Below are 25,090 nucleotides of genomic sequence, written 5' to 3'. Positions count from 1 at the left end.
CTCACTCCTCGCGTCGGTCCAGTGCCCTCAACACGCCCCGGACGTTCATCGCCACCTCGGCGTCGGCTTTCTCGGCGCCCCAGACCGACCGTTCGGCGTCGGCCTCGGCGACGAAGTAGTCGACGACCGCCGCGTCGTCGCCCAGTTCGGCCCGCTTCTCGGCGACGGCCTCGACCCACGAGTCGAGCACGTCGGCGTAGCGGTCGAGTTTGTCGCCCGTCGCGACCGGCCCGAAGTGGGCGTAACACAGCACCGCGGGGTCGATATCCTGCAGGGTGTCGATGTCGTCCTGGCACCCCTCGGGGTCGAAGTTCGGCGGCGGGCTCGTCGGGAAGACCTCGTCGCGGCTCGGCGCGTAGATGCCCGCCGCGTCCGCGGTGAAGACCGCGTCGTTTTCGGGGTCGTGGAAGACGACCTGATGGGGCGCGTGGCCCGGCGCGTGATGGACTTCGAGGGCGTGGTCGCCCAGGTCGATCGCGTCGCCGCCCTCGATCTCGACGATCCGTTCTTCGGGAACCGGCTCCGGTTCGGTGTAGAACTCGATCTGCTCGCCGACAGCCGACTTCGTCCCTTCCCACAGCCGCTCGGGGTCGGCGACGTGGGGCGCGCCGACCGGGTGGACGTACACCTCGGCGTTCGGGCATTCCTCGACGAGAAAGCCCGCCCCGCCCGCGTGGTCGAGGTGGACGTGCGTCAGCGCGATCACCTCGACGTCCTCGGGGTCGAGACCCGCCTCGCGAACGAGATCGAGGACACGCTCGTAGTCGGTCCCGATGCCGGTGTCGACCAGCGCGGGCCGCTCGTCGTCGATCAGGTACACCGCGCCGTACGCCTCGGTGTCGTACATCCCCGTGTCGACGAAGGAGAGGTCCGTGCAGTCGCCGACCGTCACCGCCGATACGTCGCCGATGGCCATGTTCGATAGGCGACTGCCGTGCGCAAAAGCGTTCGCGTCGGGCTGTCCAGCGATCGCGTTGAACGGCGCGGTCACGTCGGCGACGGGGATGGTCTCCTGGCCGGCGACTCGCCCGTCGCCGTGGACGACAGTCAGCTGGCGGCAAACGCTTCCGCTATCGTCGCGAGTCCGGAGATCCGGAGTTCGCCGGACGCGAAGGTCTCTGCCGCTGTCGCGAGTTCACCGATGCTAATTCGGCCGTCGGTGTCGGCGTCGAACTCGGCGGCGACACTTCCCGGTTCGTAGACTGCATCGTCCGGGATCTGGTTCGCGGCTTCGACCGTGACCGTCTCGCTCGTCGAATCCGTTAGCCCGTCGCCGTCGGTGACGGTCACGCTCGCGGCGTAGTCGCCGCTGGCTCCGTAGTCGTGTGTCACCGTCGCCGTCGTCGTCGTCCGGTCGACCGTCCCGTCGCCGTCGAAGTCCCAGGCGTACTCGACGACCGAGCCGTCGGTGTCCGTCGACGCTTCGGCCTCGAAGGTCACTGTCTCGCCGACCGTCGCGGTCGCCGGCGAGACCGACAGCGCCGCGGTCGGCGGCGTCGTCGGTTCGGGGGCAGGACCGGTCACGTTCAGCGCGTACTCGAACGTGTCCGTGAGTTGTATCCCCTCGACGACCAGCTTGTACCGCCCCGTCTCTTCGAGGGCGGTGTCGACGCCGACGCTGTTGTCGCTGTCGTACTGGAGGTCGTACTGGTCGACGGCTTCGAGGTCGCCGCTCGGCGCGACCAGTTTCAGCGTGATCGCTTCGGCGGAACCGCTCCCGGTCTGTTCGAGTACCGCGCTGACGTTCTCGCCCGCCTCACCCTCGACGGCGTAGACGTCGTGGTAGCCGTCGAGCGTCGGGAGTCCGTCGTCGGTCCCGTCGACGTCGGAGAAGTCGTCGGCGGTGGTGACCGCGCCAGTGACCCGGTCGCCGTAGGCGAGCGTCTCGTTCGTCGCCAGGCGTTCGTGGAGCCGGAGTCGATAGTCGAAGGTGTCGGTCACTTCCGCGCTCGTGACCACGAGCCGGTAGATGCCGGTCTCGTCGAGCGAGGAGTCGAGACTGATGTTCAGGTTGGGGTCGTACTCGAGGTCGTGTTGTTCGACGGCTTCGACCTCGCCGCTCGGTGCTACCAGCTTCAGCAGGATCGGCTCGGCGGGCTCGTCCGTCCCGGTGGTCTGGCGGAGCTCGGCGGTGACGTTCTCGCCGACCTCGCCCTCGAACGTGTAGATGTCGTGGTACCCCTCGAGCACGGGGATGTCGTCGCGGTCGCTCCCCGAGTACACCGAGAACGCGTCCGATTTCGTGATCGCACCGGAGACCCGGTCACCGTACGCCAGCGAATCCCCCGTCGCCAGCGAGCGGTGGAGGCGCAACTGGTAGTCGAAGGTGTCCGTGACTCGCGCGCTGGTGACCACGAGCCGGTAAGTGCCGTTTGCGTCGAGGGAAGTGTCGACACTGACGTTCTGGTAGGCATCGTACTCGAGGTCGTGCTGGTCGACCGCTTCGATCCCGCCGTCGGGCCCCACCAGTTTCAGCAGGATCGGCTCGGCGGGCTCGTCCGTCCCGGTGGTCTGGCGGAGCTCGGCGGTAACGTTGTCGCCGACCTCGCCCTCGAACGTGTAGACGTCGTGGTACCCCTCGAGCACGGGGATGTCGTCGCGGTCGCTCCCCGAGTACACCGAGAACGCGTCCGATTTCGTGATCGCACCGGAGACCCGGTCGCCGTAGGCGATCGCCTCGTTCGGTTCGAACGGACGGTGGAAGCGCAACTCGTAATCGAAGGTGTCGGTGACTCGCGCGCTGGAGACCACGAGCCGGTAAGTGCCGTTTGCGTCGAGGGAAGTGTCGACACTGACGTTCTGGTAGGCATCGTACTCGAGGTCGTGCTGGTCGACCGCTTCGATCCCGCCGTCGGGCCCCACCAGTTTCAGCAGGATCGGCTCGGCGGGCTCGTCCGTCCCGGTGGTCTGGCGAAGCTCGGCGGTGACGTTCTCGCCGACCTCGCCCTCGAACGTGTAGACGTCGTGGTACCCCTCGAGCACGGGGATGTCGTCGCGGTCACTCCCCGAGTACACCGAGAAGGCGTCCGATTTCGTGATCGCACCGGAGACCCGGTCACCGTAGGCGATCGCCTCGTTCGGTTCGAACGGGCGGTGGAAGCGCAACTCGTAATCGAAGGTTCCCGTAACCGTCCCGCCTGTGACGACCAGCCTATAGGTGCCGGTCTCGTCGAGGGAGGTGTCGACGCTGATGTTCTGGTAGGGGTCGTACTCGATGTCGAGCTGTTCGACCGTCTCGACCTCCCCACTGGGCGCGATCATCTTGAGTACGAGCCGCTCGGCCGTCTCGTCCTCGCCGACGGTCTGGCGAAGCTCGGCGGTGACGTTGTCGCCTTCGACCCCGTCGAAGGCGTAGACGTCGTGGTACCCTCGAAGCACGGGGAGGTCGTCGCCGCCGGTCCCGGCCCCGTCGGAGAAGGCGTCGGTCGCGGTGACCGCGCCATCGACTCTGTCGCCGTAGGCGACGGTATCGGCCGTCGCGAGTCGCTCACGGAGCCGGAGCCGGTAATCGAAGTTCGGGTCGTCGTTCGTCGTCCCTGCCACGAGCGTATATGTGCCAGTCTCGTCGAGAGCAGTGTCGACGCTGATGTTTTGGTAGGGGTCGTACTTGAGACGCAGCGATTCGCTCGTCTCGATCTCACCGCTCGGCGCGACCAACCACAGCTGCAGCTCCTGTACGTTCTCGTCCTCACCGACGGTCTGGCGGAGCGCGGCGGTGACGTTGTCTCCGCTCTCCCCGTAGAACGTGTAGTTGTCGTGGTATCCGAACCGGTCGACGTACCAGTCACCGGTAGTGAGCGTCCCGGTCACGTCCATCCGGTAGTCCGCCGTTTCGGCGCTACTCGCGTCCGCGGCACCCGCTGCCCCCACGACGACGCCGCCGACCGCGCTGGTGAACACGAGCAACACGACGAGAACACTAACAGAATCGCTTCGTCCCGGACACAATCCCGTCACGGATGGATCACTACCGGACAAAAGATCAAGTATCGGTAGTAAAGCTGGCGGTCACTTTACCCGATACCGCTGCAGGCGGCGATTGCGTGGCACCTACTCCGCCGCGGCGTCCAAAATTGCCCCGCGGTTGTCGACGTACGTCGAGTAGTGGGCGCCGTCGCCGAGATAGAGGTCCGCCCCGGGGAGCAGGTCGCCGAACGCCCGCGCCAGGTCGGGACCGACCGTCGCGTCGCTCCGCCCGTGCCAGAGGGCCACGTCGTGGGGACAGTCGCGAGCGTCGAACCCCCAATCGTTCCCGACCAGCGGGAGGTCGTGGGCCGGCCCGCGGGAGCCGTTGCGGAACGCCTCGGCGCCGTCGGCGAACAGCGTCTCGCCCGCCGGCCCGTCGAATATCGCCCGGTCCTCGGGCGGCGACCCGACTTTCAGCGCCGTGCGGAACTGCGGCCAGGCGTTGTCCGCCAGCCACGCCGACGACGCGAACGCCGCCTGGGAGAACCCCGGGACGAACCGCGTCGCAGACAGCACCGCCTCGTTGAACGGGTTCGCGTGGTCACGCGTCTCCGGCGGCGTCACCGTGCTCACCAGCGAGACGCCGCGCACGCGCTCCGGCACGGCGTGGGCACAGGCCATCGCGTGGGGGCCGCCCCCCGAAAACCCAGTCACCCCGAAGCGGTCGACGCCCAGCGAATCGGCCAGCGCGGTCACGTCCGCCGGCCAATCGAGCAGTCGCCGGTCGCGATGGAACGACGACGCGCCGAAGCCCGGGCGGTCGGGTGCGATCAGGCGGACGTCGCGTTCGCGGGCCTCGTCGTCACACAGCGACCACATCAGTCGCGACCCGATGACGCCGTGGAAGGCGAACACGGGCGTCCCCTCGGGGTCGCCGTACTCGGCGTACGACAGCGTTCGGCCGTCCGGCAACTCGATCGTCGACGGCTCGGTCATGTGTCTGTGCCTACGGCTCTGCGTACAAACGGGTATCGTTCCGATGTGTATCGGTTCCTCATGCGATCCCTCTGATCGCGACTGCCACGACCGCCAACTCCACGACCGCCAACTCCACGACCGCCAACTCTACGACCGCCAACTCCACGACCGCCAACTCCACGACCGCCAACTCCACGACCGCCAACTCCACGACCGCCAACTCCACGACCGCGAACAGCGTGAAAGCCCCGACGCGTTCGACTCGGGCGCCTCGCTGCGCGCTTCGCTCACTGCGTTCGCTGCAGTGCTTGCGTCGTCGGCCGTCGTCGAACGCGTCGCCCCTTTCATTCCCACCCGTGTCGGCTGACCGGTCGGTCTGTGCGGGCGGGAATGAAAGGGGCCGCCGTCTCGGCGAACCCAGACGACGTAAGCACCGCAGGCGAACGGAGTGAGCCGAGGAGCGCAGCGAGTCCCGGGAGCCGAGACGGCGGGGGCTTTCACGCTGTTCTGCGGTCCAGTTCGAGCGGCGGTCGCGTTCACCGTTGTTCCGTTCTCACCGCTCCACACCGAGACCGATCCACATCGGACCGACACGCCTACTTCCCTCCATCGAGAAGCGCCGACCATGTTAAGCAGGCAGTTCGTTCGGGAGAACCCCGAACGGGTCCGCGACGCCATCGAGCGCAAGGGCGTCACGGGCGTCGACTTGGACGATATCCTCGAGATGGACGAGGAGTGGCGCGAACTGAAGGCCCACGGCGACAGCCTCCGCCACGAGCGCAACGAGGTCTCCAGTCGGATCGGCGAGCTGAAACAGGAAGGGAGAGACGAAGAGGCCCAGGAGGCCATCGAGCGCTCCCAGGAACTCAAAGACGAGCTTCAGGACGTCGAGGACCGCGCGGACGAACTCCAGACGGAACTAGAGGAGCGCCTCCTGACGATCCCGAACGTCCCCCACGAGTCGGTCCCCACGGGCGAGGACGAGAGCGACAACGTCGAGCGCTACCGCGAGGGCTTCGACGACCTGCGGGTCGACCCCGACGACGTGACTCCACACTACGACCTGGGCGAGGAGCTCGATATCTTGGACTTCGAGCGCGGCGCGAAAGTGTCGGGCGGGGGCTTCCAGTTCGTCAAGGGCGACGGCGCCAAACTCGAACGGGCGCTGATCCAGTTCTTCCTCGACGTCCACGAGGAACAGGACTACGTCGAGGTGTCCCCGCCGATCCCGGTCAACTCCGCGTCGATGCGCGGGACCGGCCAGCTCCCCAAATTCGCCGAGGACGCCTACCGCGTGGAGGCCCGCCAGGACGACGACTACGACGACGACGACCTGTGGCTGCTCCCCACTGCGGAGGTGCCGGTCACCAACATGTACCGCGACGAGATCCTGCTCGACGACGACCTCCCCCTGAAACACCAGGCGTTCTCGCCCAATTTCCGCCGTGAAGCTGGCGAACACGGCACCGAGACCCGCGGGTACGTCCGCGTCCACCAGTTCAACAAGGTCGAACTCGTCAACTTCGTCCGCCCCGAGGAGAGCTACGACCGGCTGGAGGACCTCCTGAGCGAAGCCGAGGAGGTGCTCCAGCGACTCGGGCTGCCCTACCGCGTACTGGACATGTGCACCGGCGACATGGGGTTCACCCAGGCCAAGAAGTACGACATCGAGGTGTGGGCGCCCGGCGACGACATGGACGAGGGTCCCGACGTGGGCGGTCGTTGGCTGGAGGTCTCGTCGGTCTCGAACTTCGAGGACTTCCAGGCCCGGCGGGCCGGGCTCCGATACCGACCGGAACGGCACGAATCGGCCGAGTACCTCCACACCCTCAACGGGTCGGGGGTCGCCGTGCCGCGCGTGATGGTCGCGATCATGGAGTACTACCAGAACGACGACGGCACCGTCACCGTCCCCGAACCGCTACGGCCGTACATGAACGGCCAGGCGGTCATCGACGGTCACGAACCCGTCGGCGAGAGCGCCGTCGGCGCCGGCGAGAAGGAGTGAGCGCGCTCGGTCGGACCGCTCCGCGGCGCGTCCGCGGGAGTCGACGGCTCGCTATGCCGCGGTGTCGAGCAGTTCCGACAGGATGTTCGCCTCGCTCTTCCGGAGGTGGGCGTGGACCGTCGACGGGGCGATCCCGAGCGCATCGGCGACCTCCTCGGCGGTACTCTCGCGCGGCCAGGCGAAGTAACCGGCCCGGTAGGCGGCTTCGAGGACCTCCCGCTGGCGGGCGGTCAGCTCGTCGAGGACGCCGCCGGGCCGGCCGACGGTCACGGGCTCGCGGTTCCGTTCGCGGGTGGCGAGCGGGTCCGCCTCCGGGAACGCCGCGACGACCCGGTCGACGATCCGGCGGATGTCGGCGTCGATCGGGGCTTCGACGACGAACCGTGTCTCCGTCGGCGTGACGGTGGCCGTCCGAACGGCGGCGCCGGCGTCGGTGACGACGTCGAGGAGCGACGACGCGGAGACGCCCACCTCGAACCGCGCCGACCGGTCGCCGCCGGTGATCGCCCGCACGGTCTCGACGCGGGGGTTCTGGCCGACGGCGTTCGCCACCTCGGTCGGGGCCAGCCTCTCGGTCGACAGGTAAAGGACCCATCCCTCGCCGCCCGGAACGTACCCGTCGAGCGACAGCGTGCAGTCCAGCTCGGACCCGACCGAGAGGAGCGGCGACTCGCCGCGCGCCGCCTCGAACTCGAGTTCGACGACGGAGTCCGCGAACAGCAGCTTCTGGGTCCGTGCGGCGTGCAACACGATCCCGACGAGCCGACCGAGCACCTCCAGACCGGTCCGCTCGCGGGGTTCGAACGCGTCCGGCCGCTCCGTCCCGAGCACGAGACAGCCGTAGACGGTTCCGTCGTGGTCGAGCGGGACGGCGGCGACCGACCCGATCCCGCCGTCCACCGCGGTTTCGTCCCACCGCCACGCGGCTCCGTCCCGTCGCCTCGTCACCGCGAGTTCGCCGGTGTGCACCGCCCGCCTCACGACGTCACGGTCCTCACCGTCGGCCGGCCCGTCGGTCCGGATCGTCTCGAGGCCGCCGTCGACACCGTCGGCGGCGACGCGTGCGAGCCGGTCCGTGCCCCGGTCGAATCGGCCGACCCAGGCGAACCGGTAGAACTCCGACGCCACGACCTGCTCGCAGAGGACCCGCGTGACCGCCTCCCAGCTGCCCGTCCGGATCGCCTCCCGGGCGGTCTCGAACAGGAGCGCGTTGATGCGGTTCAGCGTCGCCAGTTCGTCACGCTGGCGTCGCAGCGTCCGCTCGCGCTCGCGCCGCTCCGAGATGTCGCGCGCGACGCCGCACCTGAACGAACGGCCGGTCTCCGGGTCCTCGAAGGTCGTCCCACTGAACTCGTGGGGGACGCGCTCCCCGTCGGCGGTGAGGATGTCCACCTCGACGCGGCGGTCCTCGATGCTCTCGATCGCTTCCCGCAACCCCGGGACGTACTCGTGTTGGTCCTCCGGGATGAACTCCATGGGGTCCATGGCCGCGATCTCCTCGTGACTGTACCCCGTCGTCTCGGCGAGTCGCTCGTTCCAGAACCAGAAGCTGCTGTCCTCGGCGATGACGTAGACGACGTCGTCGATAGTGTTCAGGACCGTCCGCGCCAGCCGGGCCGACGTGCCCCGCGGGAGCGTCTCGGCGTCGTGCTCGTCCGCCGCTTCGGGGTCCCGTCCGGAGAGCCACCAGACGACTGCGTCGGTCCCCGCCGGCGAGGAGAGCGACAGCTCGACGGGCACTCTCCCCGCACCAACCATCGACACCTCGCCCCGCCAGCGGCCGCCGGTCCGGGCCGCGTCGAGCGCCGCCCGCATCCGCTCGGAGGCCCCCGGCTCGAACAGCGACTCCCACGGACTGTCCCGCAACTTCTCGCGACTCCGGCCGACGATCCCGGCGAACGTCGGGGAGACGTACGCCAGCGCCTCCTCTTCCTGGACTCCCACCCCTCCCGGCACGGCCCGAACCACGCTCTCCCATCCGACCGATACCTGTCCCGTATCACCCATTATCGGGGTGATTTATCGATGCCGATATAAATATCTCCCGGCGACAGGTCGCACCGCGATCAGTCGGTGTACGTCTCGATCCGGTCGATCCCGGCGTCGTCCAGCGAGAAGACGTCGACGAAGCCGGTGATCACCGAGCCGTCGGCGGCGAGCAGTCGTCCCTGAACGGCGATGCTCCCACCGGCCTCGCCGTCCCGACTCTCCGTGTCTTCCCGGACCGCGAACACCGCCTCGACCCGGTGGTCGGTGTCCGTCTGCGGTCGCTCCTCGCGCACGAACTCGACGAAGCGCTCGCGCCCCTCCAGCCGCATATCCGGCCGGTCGTGAACGAATTCGGGAGCGAGCAGGGCCGTGAGCGCGTCGTACTCGCCCTGGTCGAGCGCCCGGTAGTACGCCCGCGCTCGCTCGGCGCCGTCGGTCATACCTCCGCTTGACGGCCTCGCGGCAAGAGCGCGGCGGTCCGAGCACCTCGGCCGCCGACGGCAGACTACCGACCGGGGATGTCCCAGTTCGCCCGCTCGTCTTCCTCCTCGTCCTCGTCGTCGACCTCGGTCGGGTCGGCCAGGTCGAGCTCCTCGACGTCCGAATCACTGCCCTCGTCCGGTTCGTCGCCGCCGGACCCGTCTTCGTCGGTCTCGGTCGCCGCCGCCGCGGCGTCGGCGTCGGTGTCCGACCCCTCGCGGGACACGGGCGCGGCGTCCGGTTCGGTCGTCGCGTCGGCTGCTCCGTCCGGTCGGTCGGGCTCACCGCCTGCCCCGTCGCCTTCGTCGGCGGCCGCGTCCACGGCGTCGAGGTCCATCTCCAGGTCGCCCTCGACGGTGTCGCCCTCGACGTTCGATCCCTCCGCCGCGCTCTCGCCGTCCCCGTCGTCGGCCGCGTCGACGGCGTCGAGGTCCATCTCCAGATCACCCTCGACTGTGTCCGGTTCGTCGGCCGGTTCGTAGTCGTCGGTCTCGCCGTCGACGGCGGCGTCCAGATCGGCGTCGTCGACGGCCAGCCCGGTGTCGACGTCGCCGGCGTCGTCGGCCCGCCAGTCGTAGCCCTCCTCCTCGTCGGGGTCGACGACGACGGAGTCGCCAAGTTCGATCTCGTCGGCGGTCAGCCGGAAGGCGTCGGGCTCGGGGGGCTCCGAGAGGTCGGTCGCGGCGTCGAGCAGCCGTTGAGCGTCCTCGCGGTACTGCCTGCCCTGCTTGCCGCGGCCGCTGGCGAGGGCGTCCGCCGAGTCGGCCAGCCAGCTGGCCGCGTGGGCGAGCGTGTCGGCTTTCTCCTCCGTGCGGTCGACCACCGTCTCGAAGTCCGCGGTCTCGGCGAAGCGCACGGCCGTGTCGAAGTGGTCGGCCGCGGCGGAGAAGTCGGGCTCTGCGTCCCGAAACCCGTTGCGTGCGTCCATCCACTCGCGGTCCTCGTATGCGGCCATCGCCGTGCGGAAGATCTCGCGGCCCTCCCCGTAGTGGCCGTGCCCGACGCGGTAGCGCTCCAGCGCGGTGTCGTCGCCGCCGATGTCGCCGACGGCCGCCTTGACCGGCGCCACGTCGAGCGGCGTCTCCAAGTCCTCGGCCGCCCGGGCGTACTGGACGGTGCCGCGGTGGTCGACGACGAAGACGGCCCGTCGGACGAGGGCCTCGCCGACCTCGTTTTCGGTCCTCACGCCGTAGGCGTCGGCGGCCTCGCCCTCGCGGTCGCTCAACAGCGGGACGTGCAGCCCGTAGCGCTCGGCGAAGGCCTCGTGGCTGTAGGTGCTGTCCGGTGAGACCCCGAACACCGACACGTCTTTCTGCATCGTGAACAGATCCAGATCTCCCAGGTCGGACTCCTGCATCGTGCAGGCCGGATTGAAATCGGCCGGATAGAACGCGAGGACGACGATCCCCTCGCCCAGATAGTCGTCGAGGTCCACGCGCCGGCGCTCGCCGTCGACGTACCCCGGCAGGTCGACCGCTGGCGCCGCCGCACCCTCCGATAGCATTGTAACATACAACTGACCTATCGTATTTAGACCTTCCCAGCGTTTTCACGCGCTGTATACGCCGATCGGTTCCCCGCCGGGACGGATCCGCTCCGAGCGGCTTTTGCCATCGCGGGGAGTAGCCGCTCCCGTGGAGCTACACGTCCGCTACGAGGGCGACGACGACCCCGAGAAGTGCTCGGCTCGCCGGCTGGCGCAGTTCGACGACGCCGAGTTACACCGCTCGACGCGGGCGACGCCCCCCGGAATCGTCCTCAACCCCTTCGCCGACCGGGCGCTCTCGCCCGCCGACCGCGAGGGAACGGGGAACCGCCGCGACCGCCTCGTCGCCCTCGACTGCTCGTGGGAGACCGCCGAACGCGAGGCGTTCGACCTGGAGGGAGTTCATCGCTCGCTGCCCTTCCTCGTCGCCGGCAACCCGGTCAACTACGGGACGGCCTTCCAGCTGAACACCGTCGAAGCCTTCGCCGGCGCGCTCTGTATCCTCGGCGAACGCGAGCAGGCCGAAGAGATCCTCGGCCGGTTCTCGTGGGGGCACACCTTCCTCGAACTCAACGAGGAACCGCTGGGCCGGTACGCGGCGTGTGCCGACTCGGCCGACGTGCTCGCCGTGCAGGACGACTACCTCGCCGAGGAGGGCGAGTAACGGCTCCGTCGCCGTCGTACGACGGTACGCTCCAGCCACCTTCCGGTCTCGGTGTGGCCACTCGTATAGACCGATTGCAGCGTCAGATCGCGGCGAACGTTCGTAGCGGCGATCAACCCGATTCTCACCCCCGAATCCGGTCGACATCTACGTAGCTCGAGACCGCGGCGATCGTGAGTCCGATAAACAGTGGTCCGAAAGGAGAACGATATCTCCAGTCCCAGTCTACAAACGTCGCTGCGATGAGCGCCAGCATTGCAAGGGCCGGAACGAGCCACGTCATCATCATACCCCGATCGTACCGTCTGACCAAAACCACGGCTCCCAGAAACGCACCAACCATTACGGGGACCAGTAGCAGGACATTCAGGAGATTGTGTATCACCGAAAATCGGGGTACCACGGGGAGAAAAAAAACGGCCACTTTCAGAAGGCCCATAAACAGGACGTGGATTGGGTGTGCGATCAAGAATCCGAGAACACTATCAGCAGAGGTGGCTTCGTAAGATTGCCTCAACAGGCCGCTGTCGAGGACGATCACGCCCTGTTGCCAGACATCGAGTAGTTGTGTGGAAAATTCGCCACGTGAACTCAGTGAGACATACGCCCAGACCGTTGCAATGGCACCTGCAACTTCCGGAATCCGAATTTCGAGGTCCCACCAGTTCTGTGCGTAGACCGCGAACCAGCAGAGCCAAATCACCGCGATCAGGAGACCAACCGGCCTCGTGAAGGCGATTACGATCGCGGCCACAGCGACCGCGCCCCTGTGATAGATCCGCACCTGACTGCTCGTTCGAACCCAGACCACGACCCAGATACCAGCAACGAGCGCGGCAATGAACGTCGCGTCCGTGAGGATCCAAGAGACCCACTTGAACGTCGGCCAGTGTATCGCGAGCACGAGGCCACCGAAGATACCCCACGGACTCCCAAATTCTCGACGGCAGGCATCAGCGAACAGAACAGTTCCAAGCGCGGAAATGAGAATCTGATATGCGACGAACCCGAGGGTTCCGAGACCAAGTCCATCGATAAGCCAGCACATCGGAATCGTTGCTCCTGCGTATTCGAGGCCGGCAATGAGGTCGATACCGACAATTCCAGCCGGGTTGTGCAGCCAAAACTCACAGGAGGCCATAAAATTCGAAGTGTCAACCCCCGTGTGTATCCCCGTGTAGATAACCCAACTAATTCGTGCCGCCAACGCGACGGTAAACACCAGTATATACTTGCAAATCCGACGCATGGGGCCTTCTGTTCTCTCGAATGGTAAAGAGGTATATGTCTCTGCGGCACCGAAGGTGCTGCCGCTCGGCGACATCGTGCCGAAACCATGACCGTCCCGGGAGCCTATTCAGTCCGACGCGGCGATCGGTCCGAGTACCGGCAGCCCGTAGCGTTCGCCCTGGTAGGCCCTGAGGATCAGCAACAGCCAGACGGCGAACAGTCCCAGGCCGACGACGGCGTTCAGCGGCAACACCAGGACCGCAAAGATGTCGCCGACGAACGGTATCACCGTGAGGATCCCCATGACGACGCCGATCGCGACCCAGGTGGCGACGGCGACCGCGCCGAAGCCGATGCTCTGGAGCGAGTGAAAGCGGACGAAGTCGTCCTCGTCGCCCTCGAGCAGCAGCATGACGATACCCGTCAGCGGCGCGAACAGGTACGCGATCGCCGCCGCGACGTTGGGCTCCAGGTCCGTCCCGCCCGCGGCCGGCCCGGTCATCTCGGTGTTCGGTTCGTTCGCGGCCGGCCCGGCAGAGTGGCCACTCGCCTGCCCGCCGGCTTGCCCACCCGTCTGGACACTGCTGTGGCCGCCCGTCGACTGCCCACTCGTCGACTGCCCCTCGATGGCCTCCCCGGTCTCGTCGGAGCCGTTCGCTTCGGTGGACTCGTCACTCGTCATCGTCCCACCTCTGTACCAGGTAGGACTCGTCGTTCCCCGCTTCCCCCGGCCGGTGGTTCCCAACCATGTCAACATTGGCGAATGGATCGGTTGTAATACTTTTCATCGAAAGAGTACATTCGGCACCTCTCTCGGCGTCCGCCCGGCTCGGGCGACGGTCTCGGCGGCGTTACCGGACGCCGACGGCCGAGGCGGGGGTCACCTCCGCCAGCGCGACGACCAGCGGCGCGGCGTAGTCGATGGCGGGTTCGTTCGAGGCGTAGGAGGCCGTCTCGTCGAGGTAGCACTTGGCCGGCGGCGGGTCCTCGGTCTCGATCAACTCGTCGAGTGCCGGGTCACCGCCCTCGGCGTTCGGGCCGCCGACGAGGTTCCCCGGGACGTCGACGCCGGTGCTCTCGACGGTCCGGCTGTGGGGGTTCTCCGGGGCGGCCTCGCCCGAGCCCGTGACGTACGAGCGGCCCGTCGGTGCCCGCCCGAGAACGTAGTGGACCTGGTCGAGCGCGGCGTCGACGTACGCCTCGCGAGCCTCGACGTCGTTCGCAAGCAGGAGCGTACAGCCCTGCGCGACCGCCAGCTTCGCCGACGCCCAGTAGTACTGGTCGGTCGACAGCGCGACGCGGTACCCCTCCGACCGAACGTGTTCGACCAGTCGATCGGCCTCGGCGACGAGGCGCTCGCCGACCGCCGACCGACGGTCCGGGTCGGCCGCCTCGGCCGTGTAGTAGGCCCAGTGGCCCAGCAGGAGGGTGTTCACCCACGAGACCGCCGGCGGCGTCGCCTCGAACTGCGGGGCGACCTGGGTCTCGAGATAGTCGGCGAAGCGGGACTCGTCGGTCGTCTTCAGCAGTTCCGCGGCGGCCCAGAACCGTTCCGTGCGGTCGGTCTCCTTGGCGTACCCGCCGGAACCGTCGTTCTGACCGTCGTCGCGGCGGAATATCGGGTCGGGGTTCGATTCGAGAAAGGCGAAGGCGTCGCGAGCGTTCGCGAGCAGCCGGTCGGCGAAGTCGGCGTCGAACTCGCGGTAGACGCGGGCCGCCATCGCCATCACGCCGGCGACCATCCCGGTCCCGTACGTCGAGAGCCCGAAGACGTACCGCGGCTGGGTGTCCTCGGTCGGTCGGGTGTCCATCGCCGGCCAGCTTTGCCCGGCGACCTTGTGGTAAGCGGCGCCGTCCGGCCGCTGCATCCGCTCTAACCACTCGAGTTCGAACTTCGCCTCGGCGAGCAGGTCCGGCAGTCCGGCCTCGCGGTCGGCCGTCGAGACGCCCTCGGGCAGCGCCAGTTGCTCCGACTGGAAGGTGTCGGGATTGCGTTCGTAGGCCAGCAGCAACTGCGCGACCGTCACCGCCCCCGGCGTCACGTACTTGCCGTAGTCGCCGGCGTCGTACCACCCGCCACGGGCGTCGATCCGGTCGCCCTCGTCGTGAAACTCGTCGGCGAAGTACGTGCGGGCCTCACGGTCCTGGGGGTGACCCGGCCCGTATTCGAGCCCGGTCACGGAGTCGTCGATCCGGGTGTTGGCCCGTCGGAGCGTGTAGCGCCGGCAGATCTCCGCCAGGGTCCGGCCGTAGACGCTCGCGCCGACGTCGAACTCGTGGGAGGCGACGGCGCCGTCGCCGACGGTGAGCCGGTAGGTTCCGGGTTCGGTCACGCCGTCGAAAGCGGCGTGGCGAACCGTGTCGCCGGAGGCGTCGTCGTCGGTCGGTTCGGAGAGGTCACCGCTGGCCACCGTCTCCCCGCTCTCGGCGTCGACGACCGAGAAGGTCGCCGCGTCAGCGCGCACGACGGCGGTTTTGGCGTCGCCAGGTCGATACCCGACCTGGTCGACGAGGACCGCTCCGCCCGGCCCGCCCGGGTCGACACCGCTCTCGGCCGCCTCCGTCGCCGCGGCGTCGGTCGCCGGCCCGTCGCCGCCCCCGTCGCCACCACTCGGCGGTTCGGTCGACGTCGCACCCTCGTCGCCGTCGGCGGCGGCGCCGCCGTCACCGGGCGCCGCCGTCGACCCACTGCCGCTCGGACAGCCTGCGACCGCCGTCACACCCGATACGCCCGCGGCGAGCAGCGCCCGCCGCGAAACCCACCGTTCGCTATCGTCTGCCATGACGGACGTACCGTTGTCGAACTGTCTACAAAAAAGTTCCCTCGAAGCTGAAATAATGTTTCGGTAGGATGAGCGGCGGTGGGGCCGTTCCCTCGTCCGGGTCGCTGGCGGGACCGGGGCGAGTGGGGAGCCGAGCGTCCAGGGTAACGCTTTACTCGGGTGGGGAGCACCAGTGGGCATGGAGACGAAACGACTCCGCGAGGCGCTGGAGCGCGCGGGCCTGACGGAGTACCAGGCGGCCGTCTACCTGGGGTTGCTCGACCGGGGGACGTCGCCGGTCGTCGACGTGGCCGAGCGGGCCGGCGTCCCCACATCACAGGTGTACGACGTAGTGCGGACGCTGGAGGACCGCGGGTTCGTCGAGACGATCGAACGGGACCGTCTGCACGCTCGCGCCGACGAACCCGGTGACGTGCTCGACGAGCTGCGCTCGACGGGGCAGTTGCTGGCGACGGCCGCCGACGAGATCGAGGACCGCTGGGAGCGGCCGGACCCCAGCGAACACCGCGTCAGCGTCGTCAAGCGTCGCCGGACCGTCGTCGAGAACGCCCGCGCCGCTATCGAGGACGCCGAGGTCTCCGTCGAGTTCGGTGGGAGCGCCGCGCAGTTCGCCGAGCTCCGTCCCGCGCTGGCGGCCGCCGCCGAGCGCGGCGTCGTCGTCCACGCCTCGGTCAACGGCCCCGTCGCCGACACCGACGTGTCCGCAGAGCGCCTCGCGAACAGCCCCATCACCGAAGTGCGCCACTCCCACTCGCCCGGCTCCTTCCTCACCGTCGTCGACCGCCGGCAGGGCTTCCTCTCACCGAACGTCCACGCCGACGAGGAGTACGGCGTCCAGGTCGGCGACGACCTGCTCACCTTCCTCTTTCACTGGTCGTTTCTCACTTGCGGGTGGGTCCCGGCCGACCGGGTCCACGTCGCCGACCCCGACGAGACCGCCTACATCAGCATCGAGGAGTTCGTCCGCAACGCCGCCGTCTGCTGGAGCGAGGGCGCCACCGTCGCAGTCGCCGTCCGCGGCCGCGACACCGACACCGGCGACCCCGTCGAGATCCGCGGCGACCTGGTCGACGTCCGCTTGGGCCCCGACAACGGCGCCGTCACCGACCCGACCTACGACCAGCTCGGCGGAACCGTCTCGATCGTCGTCGCGACCGACGACGGCGAGGTCGCAGTCGGCGGCTGGGGCGCCGTCACCGAGGACGTGGAGGCCGAGGTCGTCCGCGTCGAAGGCGTCACGGAGTAGCAACCGGAGCGGGCCGGCGCCGCCGGCCGTCTCGGCGGTTTCCGCCCTCACTCCCGCGACCAGCGCAGCCCGACCGGATCCTCGGGCACGGCCAGCGGGCTCGCAGGCACGTCCGCGTGCGGCTCTGGACTGTGGTAGGCGCTCGGCGCGATATCGTTCGGACCGTCGGGGTAGAACACCGAGGCGACGGCGTGGAGGTGCTCGCGCCCGACGCCGAGTTCGTACTGGCCGCCGCCGTACAGCGTGATATCGCGTTCCAGACAGTACTCGATCGTGTCGAGCAGGTCGGAGACGGTGCCAAAGCGCGAGGGCTTGATGTTCAGCCACTCCGGCTCGATCGGCAGGTTCTCGACGCTCTCGACGTCGACGACCGGGTAGTCCCAGGAGAGTCGGTCGGCGACGCCGTCGAGGATCTCTTCGGTCTCGTCGGTGAACTTCGCGTCCTCCAGCACGGCGTCGGGGAACGCCTCGGCCACCTGGCGGTAGCGTTCGGGGTCGGCGTCGGTGTCGACCTCGGTGCCCTCGTAGTAACTCTTCAGGTCGAGGATGCGCACGCTGTCGGTCGCGGCGAGGTCGTCCATCAGCGCCGCGGTCCACTCGTCGGTGGGATCGAGCTTGAACTCCATCGCGGGGTCGATATCGAGCCACTCGTGGATCCGCTCGGCGGAGGGGTCGTCCTCGGTGTCGAGGCGCGTCGAGACGACGAACCGAAGGGGGTCGTAGCTCCGGCCGAGCGCGTCGGCGAACGTCGTCTCGGCCTGTCGGAGCGCGAGATCCAGTGCCGCGCTCTCGACGGCCCATCGGCGGTACTGCCGGGCGGTCTCCTGTTCGGGCGGCTCGGGGAACAGCTCGACGTCGTCCAGCGCCGTCGAGAACTCGTCGAAGGCGTACTCACCGGCGAACTCCCAGTCGAGGGCGCCGCCCTCGTGGGCCTCGCGCAGCCGGTCGTGGTCCTCGGTGTCGTAGGCGACGTCCTCGCCGCGGCCCACTTTCCCGTCGGGGCCGTGCAGTTCGACGACGGTCGTCACGCGCGTGAACCCGGCGGAGGTGTCCATCTCGTGGCGGTCCAGGTCGAATCCCTCGACCGCGAGGGGGAGATCCGCTATCTCGTCGTACAGGTCGCTCATACCGGTCACTTCGGCGGGGAGCCGGATAACGCTGGTTCAACCGGCAGGCGAGCGTCGCCGACGCGGAGAGAGCGCGACGGGCGCTTCGCGCTGGCCGACTCGGAGAGGCAACGCTTAAACGCGGTGACGCGGAAAGGCGGGTATGCCCAAGTTCGAACCCGCGGAACGACGCGAGCTCGAGAAGCAGATCTGCATGCGCTGCAACGCCCGCAACTCCGTCGAGGCCGAGAGCTGCCGGAAGTGCGGCTACAAGAAGCTCCGCCGCAAGAGCAAAGAGCGCCGCAACGCCTAAGCCGGTCTTTTCTCTGCCGCTCTCTTTCGTCTGCCGTCACAGCGACGCCACCGTTTCGGGTGGAACACCCGCTCGCACTCACCGAGCGCCCGCGCGGTCGCTCGTCGAGCGGGCGCGCTCACTCGTCGGGGTACTTCGGCTCGCGGCGTTCGGCGCGTTCGAGCGCTCGCTCGACGACGCTCCGCACGTCACCCTCGAAGACGCCGCCGTGGCCGCTGTACATGTGTTCGACGCTCCCGGAGAGTCGCTCGAGCAAGTCCGCGATCGATTCGACGAGCCGCTCGCGGGACTGGCCGGCCATGTCGGTCCGACCGAAGCTACCGTCGTCGAAGGCGCCGTCGTCGTGGACGACCACGTCGCCCGAGAAGAGCGACGCGTCGGAGACCAGCGAGACGTGGTCGTCGGCGTGGCCCGGCGTGTAGACGACGTCGCAGGTCTCGTCGCCGACGGTGACGGTATCGCCATCGGCGAGTTCGTGCGTCCGGCGCGGGTGGTCGGCGTAGGCGTACACCTCGGCGTCGAAGGCGTCGAGGACGGCGTCCAGTTGCGAGACGTGGTCGCCGTGCTGGTGGGTGAGTACGACGCGGTCGAGGTCGTCGGTGTGCTCTGCGATCACGTCGACGACGCCCGTCATCGCGCCCGCGTCGACCAGCGTCGGCGACTCGCCGAGCGCGAGATAGGCGTTGCTCGTGAACGTCTCGGCGTCGGCGGTGACGTTGACGACTTCCATAGCCGTGTGCTCGGGCGCCCTGGGCTTCAGTCTGGTGACCCAGCAACTTCCGTAGTCTGCGATTCGGGGTCCGGTGACTGCGACCGCTCGACCGACCACGACTGCGACCGCTCGACCGACCACGACTGCGACCGCTCGACCGACCACGACTGCGACCGCTCGACCGACCACGACTGCAAACAGCGTGAAAGCCCCCGCGTGCTCCGCTCGCGCGCCTCGCTGCGTGCCTCGCTCACTCCGTTCGCTGCGGTGCTTACGTCGTCGTGCTTCCCGGAGCACGCGGCCCCTTTCATTCCCACCCGTGTCGGCTGATCGGCCAGTCTGTGCGGGCGGGAACGAAAGGGGCGAGGCTTTCACGCTGTTCTGCGGTCTGGATCTCGCTGCAGTCGCGGTACTGGTGACCGTTCGAGGGGATTTCACGCAGTTCGTAGCTGCGGTCACGGTGCTGTCGTTCGTCGTCACGACCTCGCTCCCACGGACTCCGGAGAGAGTTTCGATCACCCACAGAATCAAGCGGACGCCACGTGCAACCGAGACTCATGGGTCCCGAGTACGACTTCGACCTCGACGAGGAGCCCCGCACCCTCGACATCACGGATCTGGACCGCATCGAGCGGTACAAGGAGGCGGGCTACGGCGGGAGTGTCGCCGACGCGCTGTACAACGTCGGCGTCCGGCGGTTCGTCTTCGACCAGGACTTCTTCGGCGTCGAGCGTGGCCAGACCCTGGCCGGTCGGGCGCTTCCAGTGAAACTACACACCTACCCCAAGACCGACGAAGTCGAGGAATATCTCGAGGAGAAGTGGGAGGAAGAAAACGACGGCGTCCACCCCCAGAAAGAGCTGATGCGGACCGTCGAGGCGAAAGACGACGGCACGGTCCTTTGTTTCGACACCGGCGGCGATATGCAACCGGCCCACTTCGGCGAGATGTCGTGTACGCTGGCGAAGGCCCACGGCGCTCGGGGGATGCTCTGTGCGGGCAACGTCCGCGACACGCGCTACATCGGCGAGATGGACGACTTCCCGGTCTACACGCGAGGCACGACGCCCAACTGGCACGGCGGCTGGGAGATAATCGAGGTCGACCAGCCGATCCACGTGCCCGGTCACCTCTCACATTACGTGACGATCCGCCCGGGAGACTTCGTGTTCGCCGACTTCGACGGCGCGCAGCTGATCCCCCGAGAGGTCGTCGACGAGGTACTCCTGCGCATCGAGGACATCCACGAGGAGGAGCAGGAAGAGCGCCGGAAGATCGAGGAGGGGATGCCGATCGACGAGGTCTACGAGGAGTACGGCGTCCTCTGAGCGGGGCGACGCGGTGGGCCAGGCGTGGGCGGCCGCCGGACGCGACCGGGGAGCGAAGCGGATGATTTTTGATGGGGAGTGTCGTGGGCTATGGTATGTCGACACAGAGCGCTCGCGACGGGGCGGCCGGGCGTGGCGACGGCGGGGTCCCCGACGCCGTCCCCGTCTCGCTGGACCGAACGACGCGGCTCAGCTGGGAACTGGGCGACCGCGTGACGAGCGGGGCCGACGCGACGCTGATGGGCGAGTGGCGCTGTCACACGACGCCGTGGGCGGTCGCGGTCTTCGACGTGACCGACCACACCGCCGTCCTCCGCGTCCGGACGCCCGTCGGCCGCGAACTGTTCTACGGCGCCGCCGACACCGACCTGGCCACGGCCCGCGAGGCGCTCTCGGCGGCCCCCGACTGGGGACGCCGAGACTGAGACTGCCGTAACCGAGCCCGCCGCGATACCGACTGCGTCCGTCCGGCCCTTCGACTCCGAGCTGACCGCCGAGGGGATGGGCCGGCGGTTCGAAGTCGGCGGCCCGGCCGGCTGGATCCGGCCGCCGTACGCTGTACCGGCGGTTTTCGTCGGGACGTGCCACGTCACTGCGCCACGCGAGCGCGTTCGCCCGGCGCGGTCATCTGGAGTGAGGCCCGATACTGACGATCGCACCACAGCGAGCGCACTCCGACACCGTCAGGCGGTCGCTCCCGGTGGGCCGCAGGACGGTATCTTCGGGTCCGACGGGCGCCCGGCACCGGTTGCAGGCTCGGGCCGACACCGAACGCTCGGACGGGACGGATCTCGCACCCGAGTCGTCGATTCGCCGCGACGTCTCCCGTTCCAGTGCCGCCGCTCGCCGTTCCGTCCGTCTCGTGGTGACGTGCCCGTCGGATCCTGCCATCGTCTCGGTCCGTGCTACGCCCCCACACAGTATAAGCGTAGTCGCGGTTTCGTCACTCTTGCCCCCCACAACGGCAGTATTCGCCGATTCCGAGGTCGGCCGTCGGCGACGACCGCCGGGATTGAGTCGCCGGCCTCGTCCTCGGCGGGTGCGCCGACCCGGCGGTCGAGGAACTCGTCGAACAGGCGGAACGGTCGGAGTTTCTGCGCCTGGTCGGAGGAGGCGTGGCCCCCCTCGCCGAGTTCCTCGTACTCGAAGTCGCCGCCCTCGCCCGCTTCGTACCTCGCATCTTCGAGCGCCTCGCGGACGATACGAGCCTGCGAGACGGGGACCCGCCGGTCGTTGACGCCGTGGAGGGGCGACAGCGGCGAGTCGACGGTCTCGACGTGGGTGACCGGTAAGCGCTCTTCGTACAGTTCGGGGCTCTCCTCGGGCGTCCCGAGATACTTCTCCACGATGGGAGAACGCGCTTTCGGTCGTCGTGGTGATAGGTCACCGAACGGGCCGCTGGCCGAGTCGGGTGACGACCGCTCCGTCCGGCGGGAGCCGACGACCGGCCTCGTCGGACAGCGGAGCGGCGTCGTTCGAGGGAATCACGAGTCGACCACCGCGAGCGGCGGTGTCGCCGTCGCCGTGGGGCGTGGAGTCGGTCTACGCCGTGGTTTCGACGCCCCGGACCTCAAAGCGCGCGCCGCCGGCCTCGCTCTCGACGAGGGCGACCGACCAGCCGTGGGCGTCGGCGATCTGTTCGACGATGGAGAGGCCGAACCCGGTCCCCTCCGTCGCGGTCGAGTAGCCGCTGGAGAACACGCGGTCGCGCTCGCTCTCGTCGATCCCGGTTCCGTCGTCGGCGACGAAGAAACCCGACCCGTCGGCCAGTTCGCCGACCCGGACCGTCACGGTGTCGGGCGAGCCGTCGGTCCGCGGTCGGTCGTCCGGGGCGCCGTGCTCGGCGTCGTCGTCGTGAGCGTGCGAGCGAGGGGTCGTCGAGCTGTGCTCGACAGCGTTGGCGAGCAGGTTCTCCAGCAGTTGCTGGAGGCGGCTCCGGTCGGCGTGGACGGCCGCGTCGGTCTCGAGGGCGAGGGTCGCCTCGGGTGTACGGAGGCTCCGCCAGCACGAGCGGGTGACCGTGTCGAGGTCGACGGGTTCGATGTCGAGGACGGCCTTGCCCTCGCGACCGAGTGTGAGCAGGTCCTCGATGAGCGCCTCCATGCGGTCGTGGGCGCGCTCGACGGTGTCGAGGTGGTCGCTGTCGCACTCCTCGCGGACGAAATCGAGCCGGGCCGTCGCGACCTGCAGGGGGTTGCGAAGGTCGTGGGAGACGATGCTCGCGAACTCGTCGAGCCGGTCGTTCTGTCGTTCGAGCTCCCGGCGGTGGCGACGGGATTCCGCCTCGCGGGCGGCCCGGTCGAGGCCCGCCTCGACGGTACTGGCGAAGACGTGTGCCAGCGACACGTCGACCTCGTCGAAGTCGGCGGGGTCGGTCGCGCCGACGGCCGCGACGCCGTACTCGCCCAGCGGCAGGACGATCTCGCTCGACAGCGGCGTGTCGGGGTTGTAGCGGTCGGGCTCGTCGGCCAACTCCTCGCAGACGACGATGTCGCCGGTCTGGAAGGCTTCCCAGGCGAGGCTCGTCGCACCTTCGTCCCCACGTTCGCCCTCGCACCCGCCGTCGAAGGCGGGCATCTCGTCGAACAGCGCGTCGGCCGCGTCGGTCTGGACGACCGGGCGGAGCTCCTCGCCCGCGTCGTCGGCCAGCCAGACGCCGTTGATGTCGCGACCGAGGACGGACCGAGCGGTCTCGACGGCGTGTTCGGCGACGGTTTCGGGGTCAGGGGCGTCCATGAACCCCTCGGTCGCGTCCGTGAGCCCGGCCAGCGCGTCCTCGCGGCGCTTGCGCTCGGTGATGTCCCGCGACACCGCGAGATACCGGTCGGCCCCGCGGAGGTCGACGCGGACCAAGTGGACCTCCACGGGGAACGTCGACCCGTCGGCCCGGCGATAGCGACCGTCGAACTTCCGGGACTCGCCGACGTCCATCCCGTCCAGCAGCGACCGCACCGATCCGGGATCGACCGCTTCGTCGACCTCCCAGACGGGGCGTCCGAGCAACTCGTCCTCCTCGCGGTTCAGCGCCTCGCAGAGTCGCGGGTTCACGTCGACGATCCGCCCTTCGGGGTCGAGCACGTCGATCATGTCCGGGGAGTTGTCGACCAGCGCCTCCAGCCGGGCGCCGGTCGCCTCGAGTTCCCGCTCGCGCTCGCGGCGCTCGGTCACGTCGCGGCCGATCGCGACGACGCCGTCCAGTTCGCCGTCGATCTCCAGTCGCGCCAGTCGGTAGTCGACGACCGCCCGGCCGTAGCCGGGGAACCGCGCCTCGACCTCGCCGCGGACCGTCTCGCGCTCGCCGTCGACGAGCGCGCCGAACGGGTCGCCGTCGGCCCCGGCCCGGATCTCCTCGACGAGCACGCTCTTCGTCCCCTCGAGCTCCTCGGGAGCCGTCCCCAGGAAGTCGGCGAGGTGGTCGTTGACGAGGGCGAAGCGACCGTCGGTGTCGTAGATACACGCGGCGTTGGGCATCGCGTCGACCATGCTCCGGTAGCGTTCGAGGGTCTGCTCGCGCTCTTTGCGCTCGGTCACGTCGGTGATGAACCCCTCGATGCACGCGCCGCCACGCTCCGCGCCCGCATCGCGGCGGTCGCTGTCGATGGCCCGCCCGCGCTCCCACATCCACCGGATCTCGCCGTCGGCCGTGCGGATCCGGTAGGTGACTTCGAAGGGGTCGCCCTCGCGCAGCGACGACTGGATCGTCTCCCACAGCGCGTCGCGGTCGTCGGGGTGGATCACGTCCGTCCCCCAGTTCACCTCGTCCGATTCCAGCGTCGCGGCGTCGTAGCCGGTGATCTCGACGCACTCGCCGGCGGCGAACTCCATCGGCCAGGCGGGGTCGTTCTCGCAGCGGTAGACGATCCCCGGGAGGTTGCTGATCAGCGTCTCCAGCCGGCGGTTGCGTTCGGTCAGCGCCCGCTGGGACCGCGCCGCCGAGACGGCGTTGTCGATCCGGTTGGCCAGCAGCGCGTACTGGTCGGTCCCCGTCCCCTTCTGGAGGTAGTCCGTCACGCCCGCCGAGATGGCGTCGCTCGCCACTTCCTCGCTCCCCTTGCCCGTGTAGAGGACGAACGGGAGGTCGGGGTGGTCCGCGCGGACGCGTTCGAGGAACTCGATCCCGTTCGTCCCGGGCATGTCGTAGTCCGAGACGACGCAGTCGACCCGCTCGTCGGCGAGCACGTCGAGCCCCTCGTCCGGGCTCGTCGCCGTCGTCACGTCGAAGCGGTCGTCCTCGCGTTCGAGCGCCGACGCGACCAGCGCCGAGAGGTCCGGGTCGTCGTCGACGTGCAGGACGCGGATCGTCGTCGGTGTCGCGCTCATATGTGGCCGGTCTACACGTTGTTCGCGGACATCGACCATAAGCCTGGGAGTTTCTTTCAGTTCGTTCGTCGGTCGATTACCCGTCGGTATCGCTCGCCCCGCCGGCGGTCCCGTGGGCCCGCTCGACGGCCGCCCGGAGCCGCTCGCCGTCGGCGGCGTAGACGAGATGCGAAGCGCAGTCGCAATCGGAGGCGCCGAACCCCGCGACCCGCTCGGTCCACCGCGCCTCGGCGAGGTCGCGACCGACCACACACTCCACGTCCGCGCCGGCCGTCCGGACGACCGCCGCGACGACGGCGTCGGGGTGGCCCAGCAGGTAGTCGATGTGCCAGTGGCGGGCGTCGCGCTCGCCGGCAGCCAGCTCGCGGTGGCGCTCGACGCGGGCGAACCCGCCCGGGCCGAGCGCGCTCCCGGTGTAGGCGTAGGCGCCCGCCGCGAACTCGCACTCGTCCAGCGCTCCGACCTCGATGGTCGCCGACTCGGGCAGTTCGACGACCAGCGTGTACGTCCCCTCGCTCATCGCCCTCCGCTCGGGTTGCCA

At 68.7% G+C, this 25,090-nt stretch carries 20 protein-coding genes and 1 pseudogene; 6 read left to right on the top strand and 15 right to left on the bottom strand.

What is annotated here, in order from left to right; translation table 11 throughout:
• Window position 1: 1 nt before the first annotated feature.
• From I7X12_RS12125 to I7X12_RS20700, 4 genes are all read right to left on the bottom strand, one after another.
• On the bottom strand, window positions 2-916 hold the full coding sequence (locus tag I7X12_RS12125; protein ID WP_198060343.1) for an MBL fold metallo-hydrolase: 915 nt from the start codon (window positions 914-916) through the stop codon (window positions 2-4).
• 131 nt (window positions 917-1,047) lie between these two features.
• Entirely contained in the window at window positions 1,048-3,900 is a 2,853-nt protein-coding gene (locus I7X12_RS12120; RefSeq protein ID WP_198060342.1) for a PKD domain-containing protein, read from the bottom strand.
• A gap of 150 nt (window positions 3,901-4,050) precedes the next feature.
• Window positions 4,051-4,902: an alpha/beta hydrolase gene (locus I7X12_RS12115; RefSeq protein ID WP_198060341.1), complete on the bottom strand. Its 852-nt coding sequence runs from the start codon at window positions 4,900-4,902 to the stop codon at window positions 4,051-4,053.
• Window positions 4,903-4,960: 58 nt separating this feature from the next.
• Window positions 4,961-5,095 (bottom strand): hypothetical protein, encoded by a 135-nt coding sequence (locus I7X12_RS20700; RefSeq protein WP_269750311.1) that lies wholly within the window; start codon window positions 5,093-5,095, stop codon window positions 4,961-4,963.
• Between the two features lie 414 nt (window positions 5,096-5,509).
• Here I7X12_RS20700 and serS point away from each other — a divergent pair, with 414 nt between their 5' ends.
• Window positions 5,510-6,892, top strand: a complete 1,383-nt coding sequence (gene serS, locus I7X12_RS12110) for a serine--tRNA ligase (RefSeq protein ID WP_198060340.1) — start codon at window positions 5,510-5,512, stop codon at window positions 6,890-6,892.
• Window positions 6,893-6,943: 51 nt separating this feature from the next.
• Here the strand turns inward: serS and I7X12_RS12105 are convergent, their stop codons facing one another.
• The 3 genes from I7X12_RS12105 to I7X12_RS12095 form a co-directional block, all read right to left on the bottom strand.
• Window positions 6,944-8,899, bottom strand: coding sequence for a bacterio-opsin activator domain-containing protein (locus I7X12_RS12105; RefSeq protein ID WP_198060339.1), 1,956 nt, complete (start codon window positions 8,897-8,899; stop codon window positions 6,944-6,946).
• A 59-nt stretch (window positions 8,900-8,958) separates the two neighbouring features.
• A complete protein-coding gene (locus tag I7X12_RS12100) occupies window positions 8,959-9,321 on the bottom strand; it encodes a nuclear transport factor 2 family protein (protein WP_198060338.1) in 363 nt (120 codons plus the stop codon).
• 65 nt (window positions 9,322-9,386) lie between these two features.
• Window positions 9,387-10,865 (bottom strand): redoxin domain-containing protein, encoded by a 1,479-nt coding sequence (locus tag I7X12_RS12095; protein WP_198060337.1) that lies wholly within the window; start codon window positions 10,863-10,865, stop codon window positions 9,387-9,389.
• A 130-nt stretch (window positions 10,866-10,995) separates the two neighbouring features.
• Here I7X12_RS12095 and I7X12_RS12090 point away from each other — a divergent pair, with 130 nt between their 5' ends.
• Window positions 10,996-11,511: a DUF367 family protein gene (locus I7X12_RS12090; RefSeq protein ID WP_198060336.1), complete on the top strand. Its 516-nt coding sequence runs from the start codon at window positions 10,996-10,998 to the stop codon at window positions 11,509-11,511.
• 124 nt (window positions 11,512-11,635) lie between these two features.
• Here I7X12_RS12090 and I7X12_RS12085 read toward each other — a convergent pair whose 3' ends face one another.
• The 3 genes from I7X12_RS12085 to I7X12_RS12075 all read right to left on the bottom strand — a co-directional run bounded on the left by I7X12_RS12085 (window position 11,636) and on the right by I7X12_RS12075 (window position 15,524).
• Window positions 11,636-12,760: a hypothetical protein gene (locus I7X12_RS12085; RefSeq protein WP_198060335.1), complete on the bottom strand. Its 1,125-nt coding sequence runs from the start codon at window positions 12,758-12,760 to the stop codon at window positions 11,636-11,638.
• Between the two features lie 108 nt (window positions 12,761-12,868).
• Window positions 12,869-13,423 carry a DUF4870 domain-containing protein gene (locus I7X12_RS12080; protein ID WP_198060334.1) on the bottom strand — a complete coding sequence of 185 codons (555 nt, stop codon included), beginning with the start codon at window positions 13,421-13,423 and terminating at the stop codon, window positions 12,869-12,871.
• A gap of 169 nt (window positions 13,424-13,592) precedes the next feature.
• Window positions 13,593-15,524, bottom strand: coding sequence for a glycoside hydrolase family 9 protein (locus I7X12_RS12075; RefSeq protein WP_198060333.1), 1,932 nt, complete (start codon window positions 15,522-15,524; stop codon window positions 13,593-13,595).
• A 178-nt stretch (window positions 15,525-15,702) separates the two neighbouring features.
• On the opposite strand from I7X12_RS12075, the gene I7X12_RS12070 reads away from it, so the two are divergent.
• Window positions 15,703-16,770, top strand: coding sequence for a TrmB family transcriptional regulator (locus tag I7X12_RS12070; RefSeq protein ID WP_198060332.1), 1,068 nt, complete (start codon window positions 15,703-15,705; stop codon window positions 16,768-16,770).
• 47 nt (window positions 16,771-16,817) lie between these two features.
• Here the strand turns inward: I7X12_RS12070 and I7X12_RS12065 are convergent, their stop codons facing one another.
• On the bottom strand, window positions 16,818-17,897 hold the full coding sequence (locus I7X12_RS12065) for an enolase-like domain-containing protein (protein ID WP_198060331.1): 1,080 nt from the start codon (window positions 17,895-17,897) through the stop codon (window positions 16,818-16,820).
• Window positions 17,898-18,039: 142 nt separating this feature from the next.
• Between I7X12_RS12065 and I7X12_RS12060 the strand changes: the two genes are divergently transcribed.
• Window positions 18,040-18,189, top strand: a complete 150-nt coding sequence (locus tag I7X12_RS12060; protein WP_198060330.1) for a 50S ribosomal protein L40e — start codon at window positions 18,040-18,042, stop codon at window positions 18,187-18,189.
• 118 nt (window positions 18,190-18,307) lie between these two features.
• Here I7X12_RS12060 and I7X12_RS12055 read toward each other — a convergent pair whose 3' ends face one another.
• Window positions 18,308-18,919, bottom strand: coding sequence for an MBL fold metallo-hydrolase (locus I7X12_RS12055; protein ID WP_198060329.1), 612 nt, complete (start codon window positions 18,917-18,919; stop codon window positions 18,308-18,310).
• Window positions 18,920-19,458: 539 nt separating this feature from the next.
• Between I7X12_RS12055 and I7X12_RS12050 the strand changes: the two genes are divergently transcribed.
• Together I7X12_RS12050 and I7X12_RS12045 are read left to right on the top strand one after the other, a co-directional pair.
• Window positions 19,459-20,229, top strand: a complete 771-nt coding sequence (locus I7X12_RS12050; protein ID WP_198060328.1) for an RraA family protein — start codon at window positions 19,459-19,461, stop codon at window positions 20,227-20,229.
• A 95-nt stretch (window positions 20,230-20,324) separates the two neighbouring features.
• Window positions 20,325-20,654, top strand: a complete 330-nt coding sequence (locus tag I7X12_RS12045) for a hypothetical protein (protein WP_198060327.1) — start codon at window positions 20,325-20,327, stop codon at window positions 20,652-20,654.
• 618 nt (window positions 20,655-21,272) lie between these two features.
• Here I7X12_RS12045 and I7X12_RS12040 read toward each other — a convergent pair.
• The 3 genes and pseudogenes from I7X12_RS12040 to I7X12_RS12030 all read right to left on the bottom strand — a co-directional run.
• A pseudogene (locus I7X12_RS12040) lies at window positions 21,273-21,587 on the bottom strand (alpha/beta hydrolase family protein); the annotation flags it as partial.
• Window positions 21,588-21,771: 184 nt separating this feature from the next.
• The gene (locus I7X12_RS12035) at window positions 21,772-24,549 is read right to left on the bottom strand and encodes a PAS domain S-box protein (protein ID WP_198060326.1); all 2,778 of its coding nucleotides are present in this window, start codon (window positions 24,547-24,549) and stop codon (window positions 21,772-21,774) included.
• 76 nt (window positions 24,550-24,625) lie between these two features.
• Window positions 24,626-25,069 (bottom strand): GIY-YIG nuclease family protein, encoded by a 444-nt coding sequence (locus I7X12_RS12030; protein ID WP_198060325.1) that lies wholly within the window; start codon window positions 25,067-25,069, stop codon window positions 24,626-24,628.
• Window positions 25,070-25,090 lie beyond the last annotated feature (21 nt).

This window comes from Halosimplex litoreum (genome assembly GCF_016065055.1).
Classification (GTDB): domain Archaea; phylum Halobacteriota; class Halobacteria; order Halobacteriales; family Haloarculaceae; genus Halosimplex; species Halosimplex litoreum.
The sequence above is the reverse complement of the archived record's forward strand: the minus strand, read 5'-3'. Positions and strand labels throughout refer to the sequence as shown.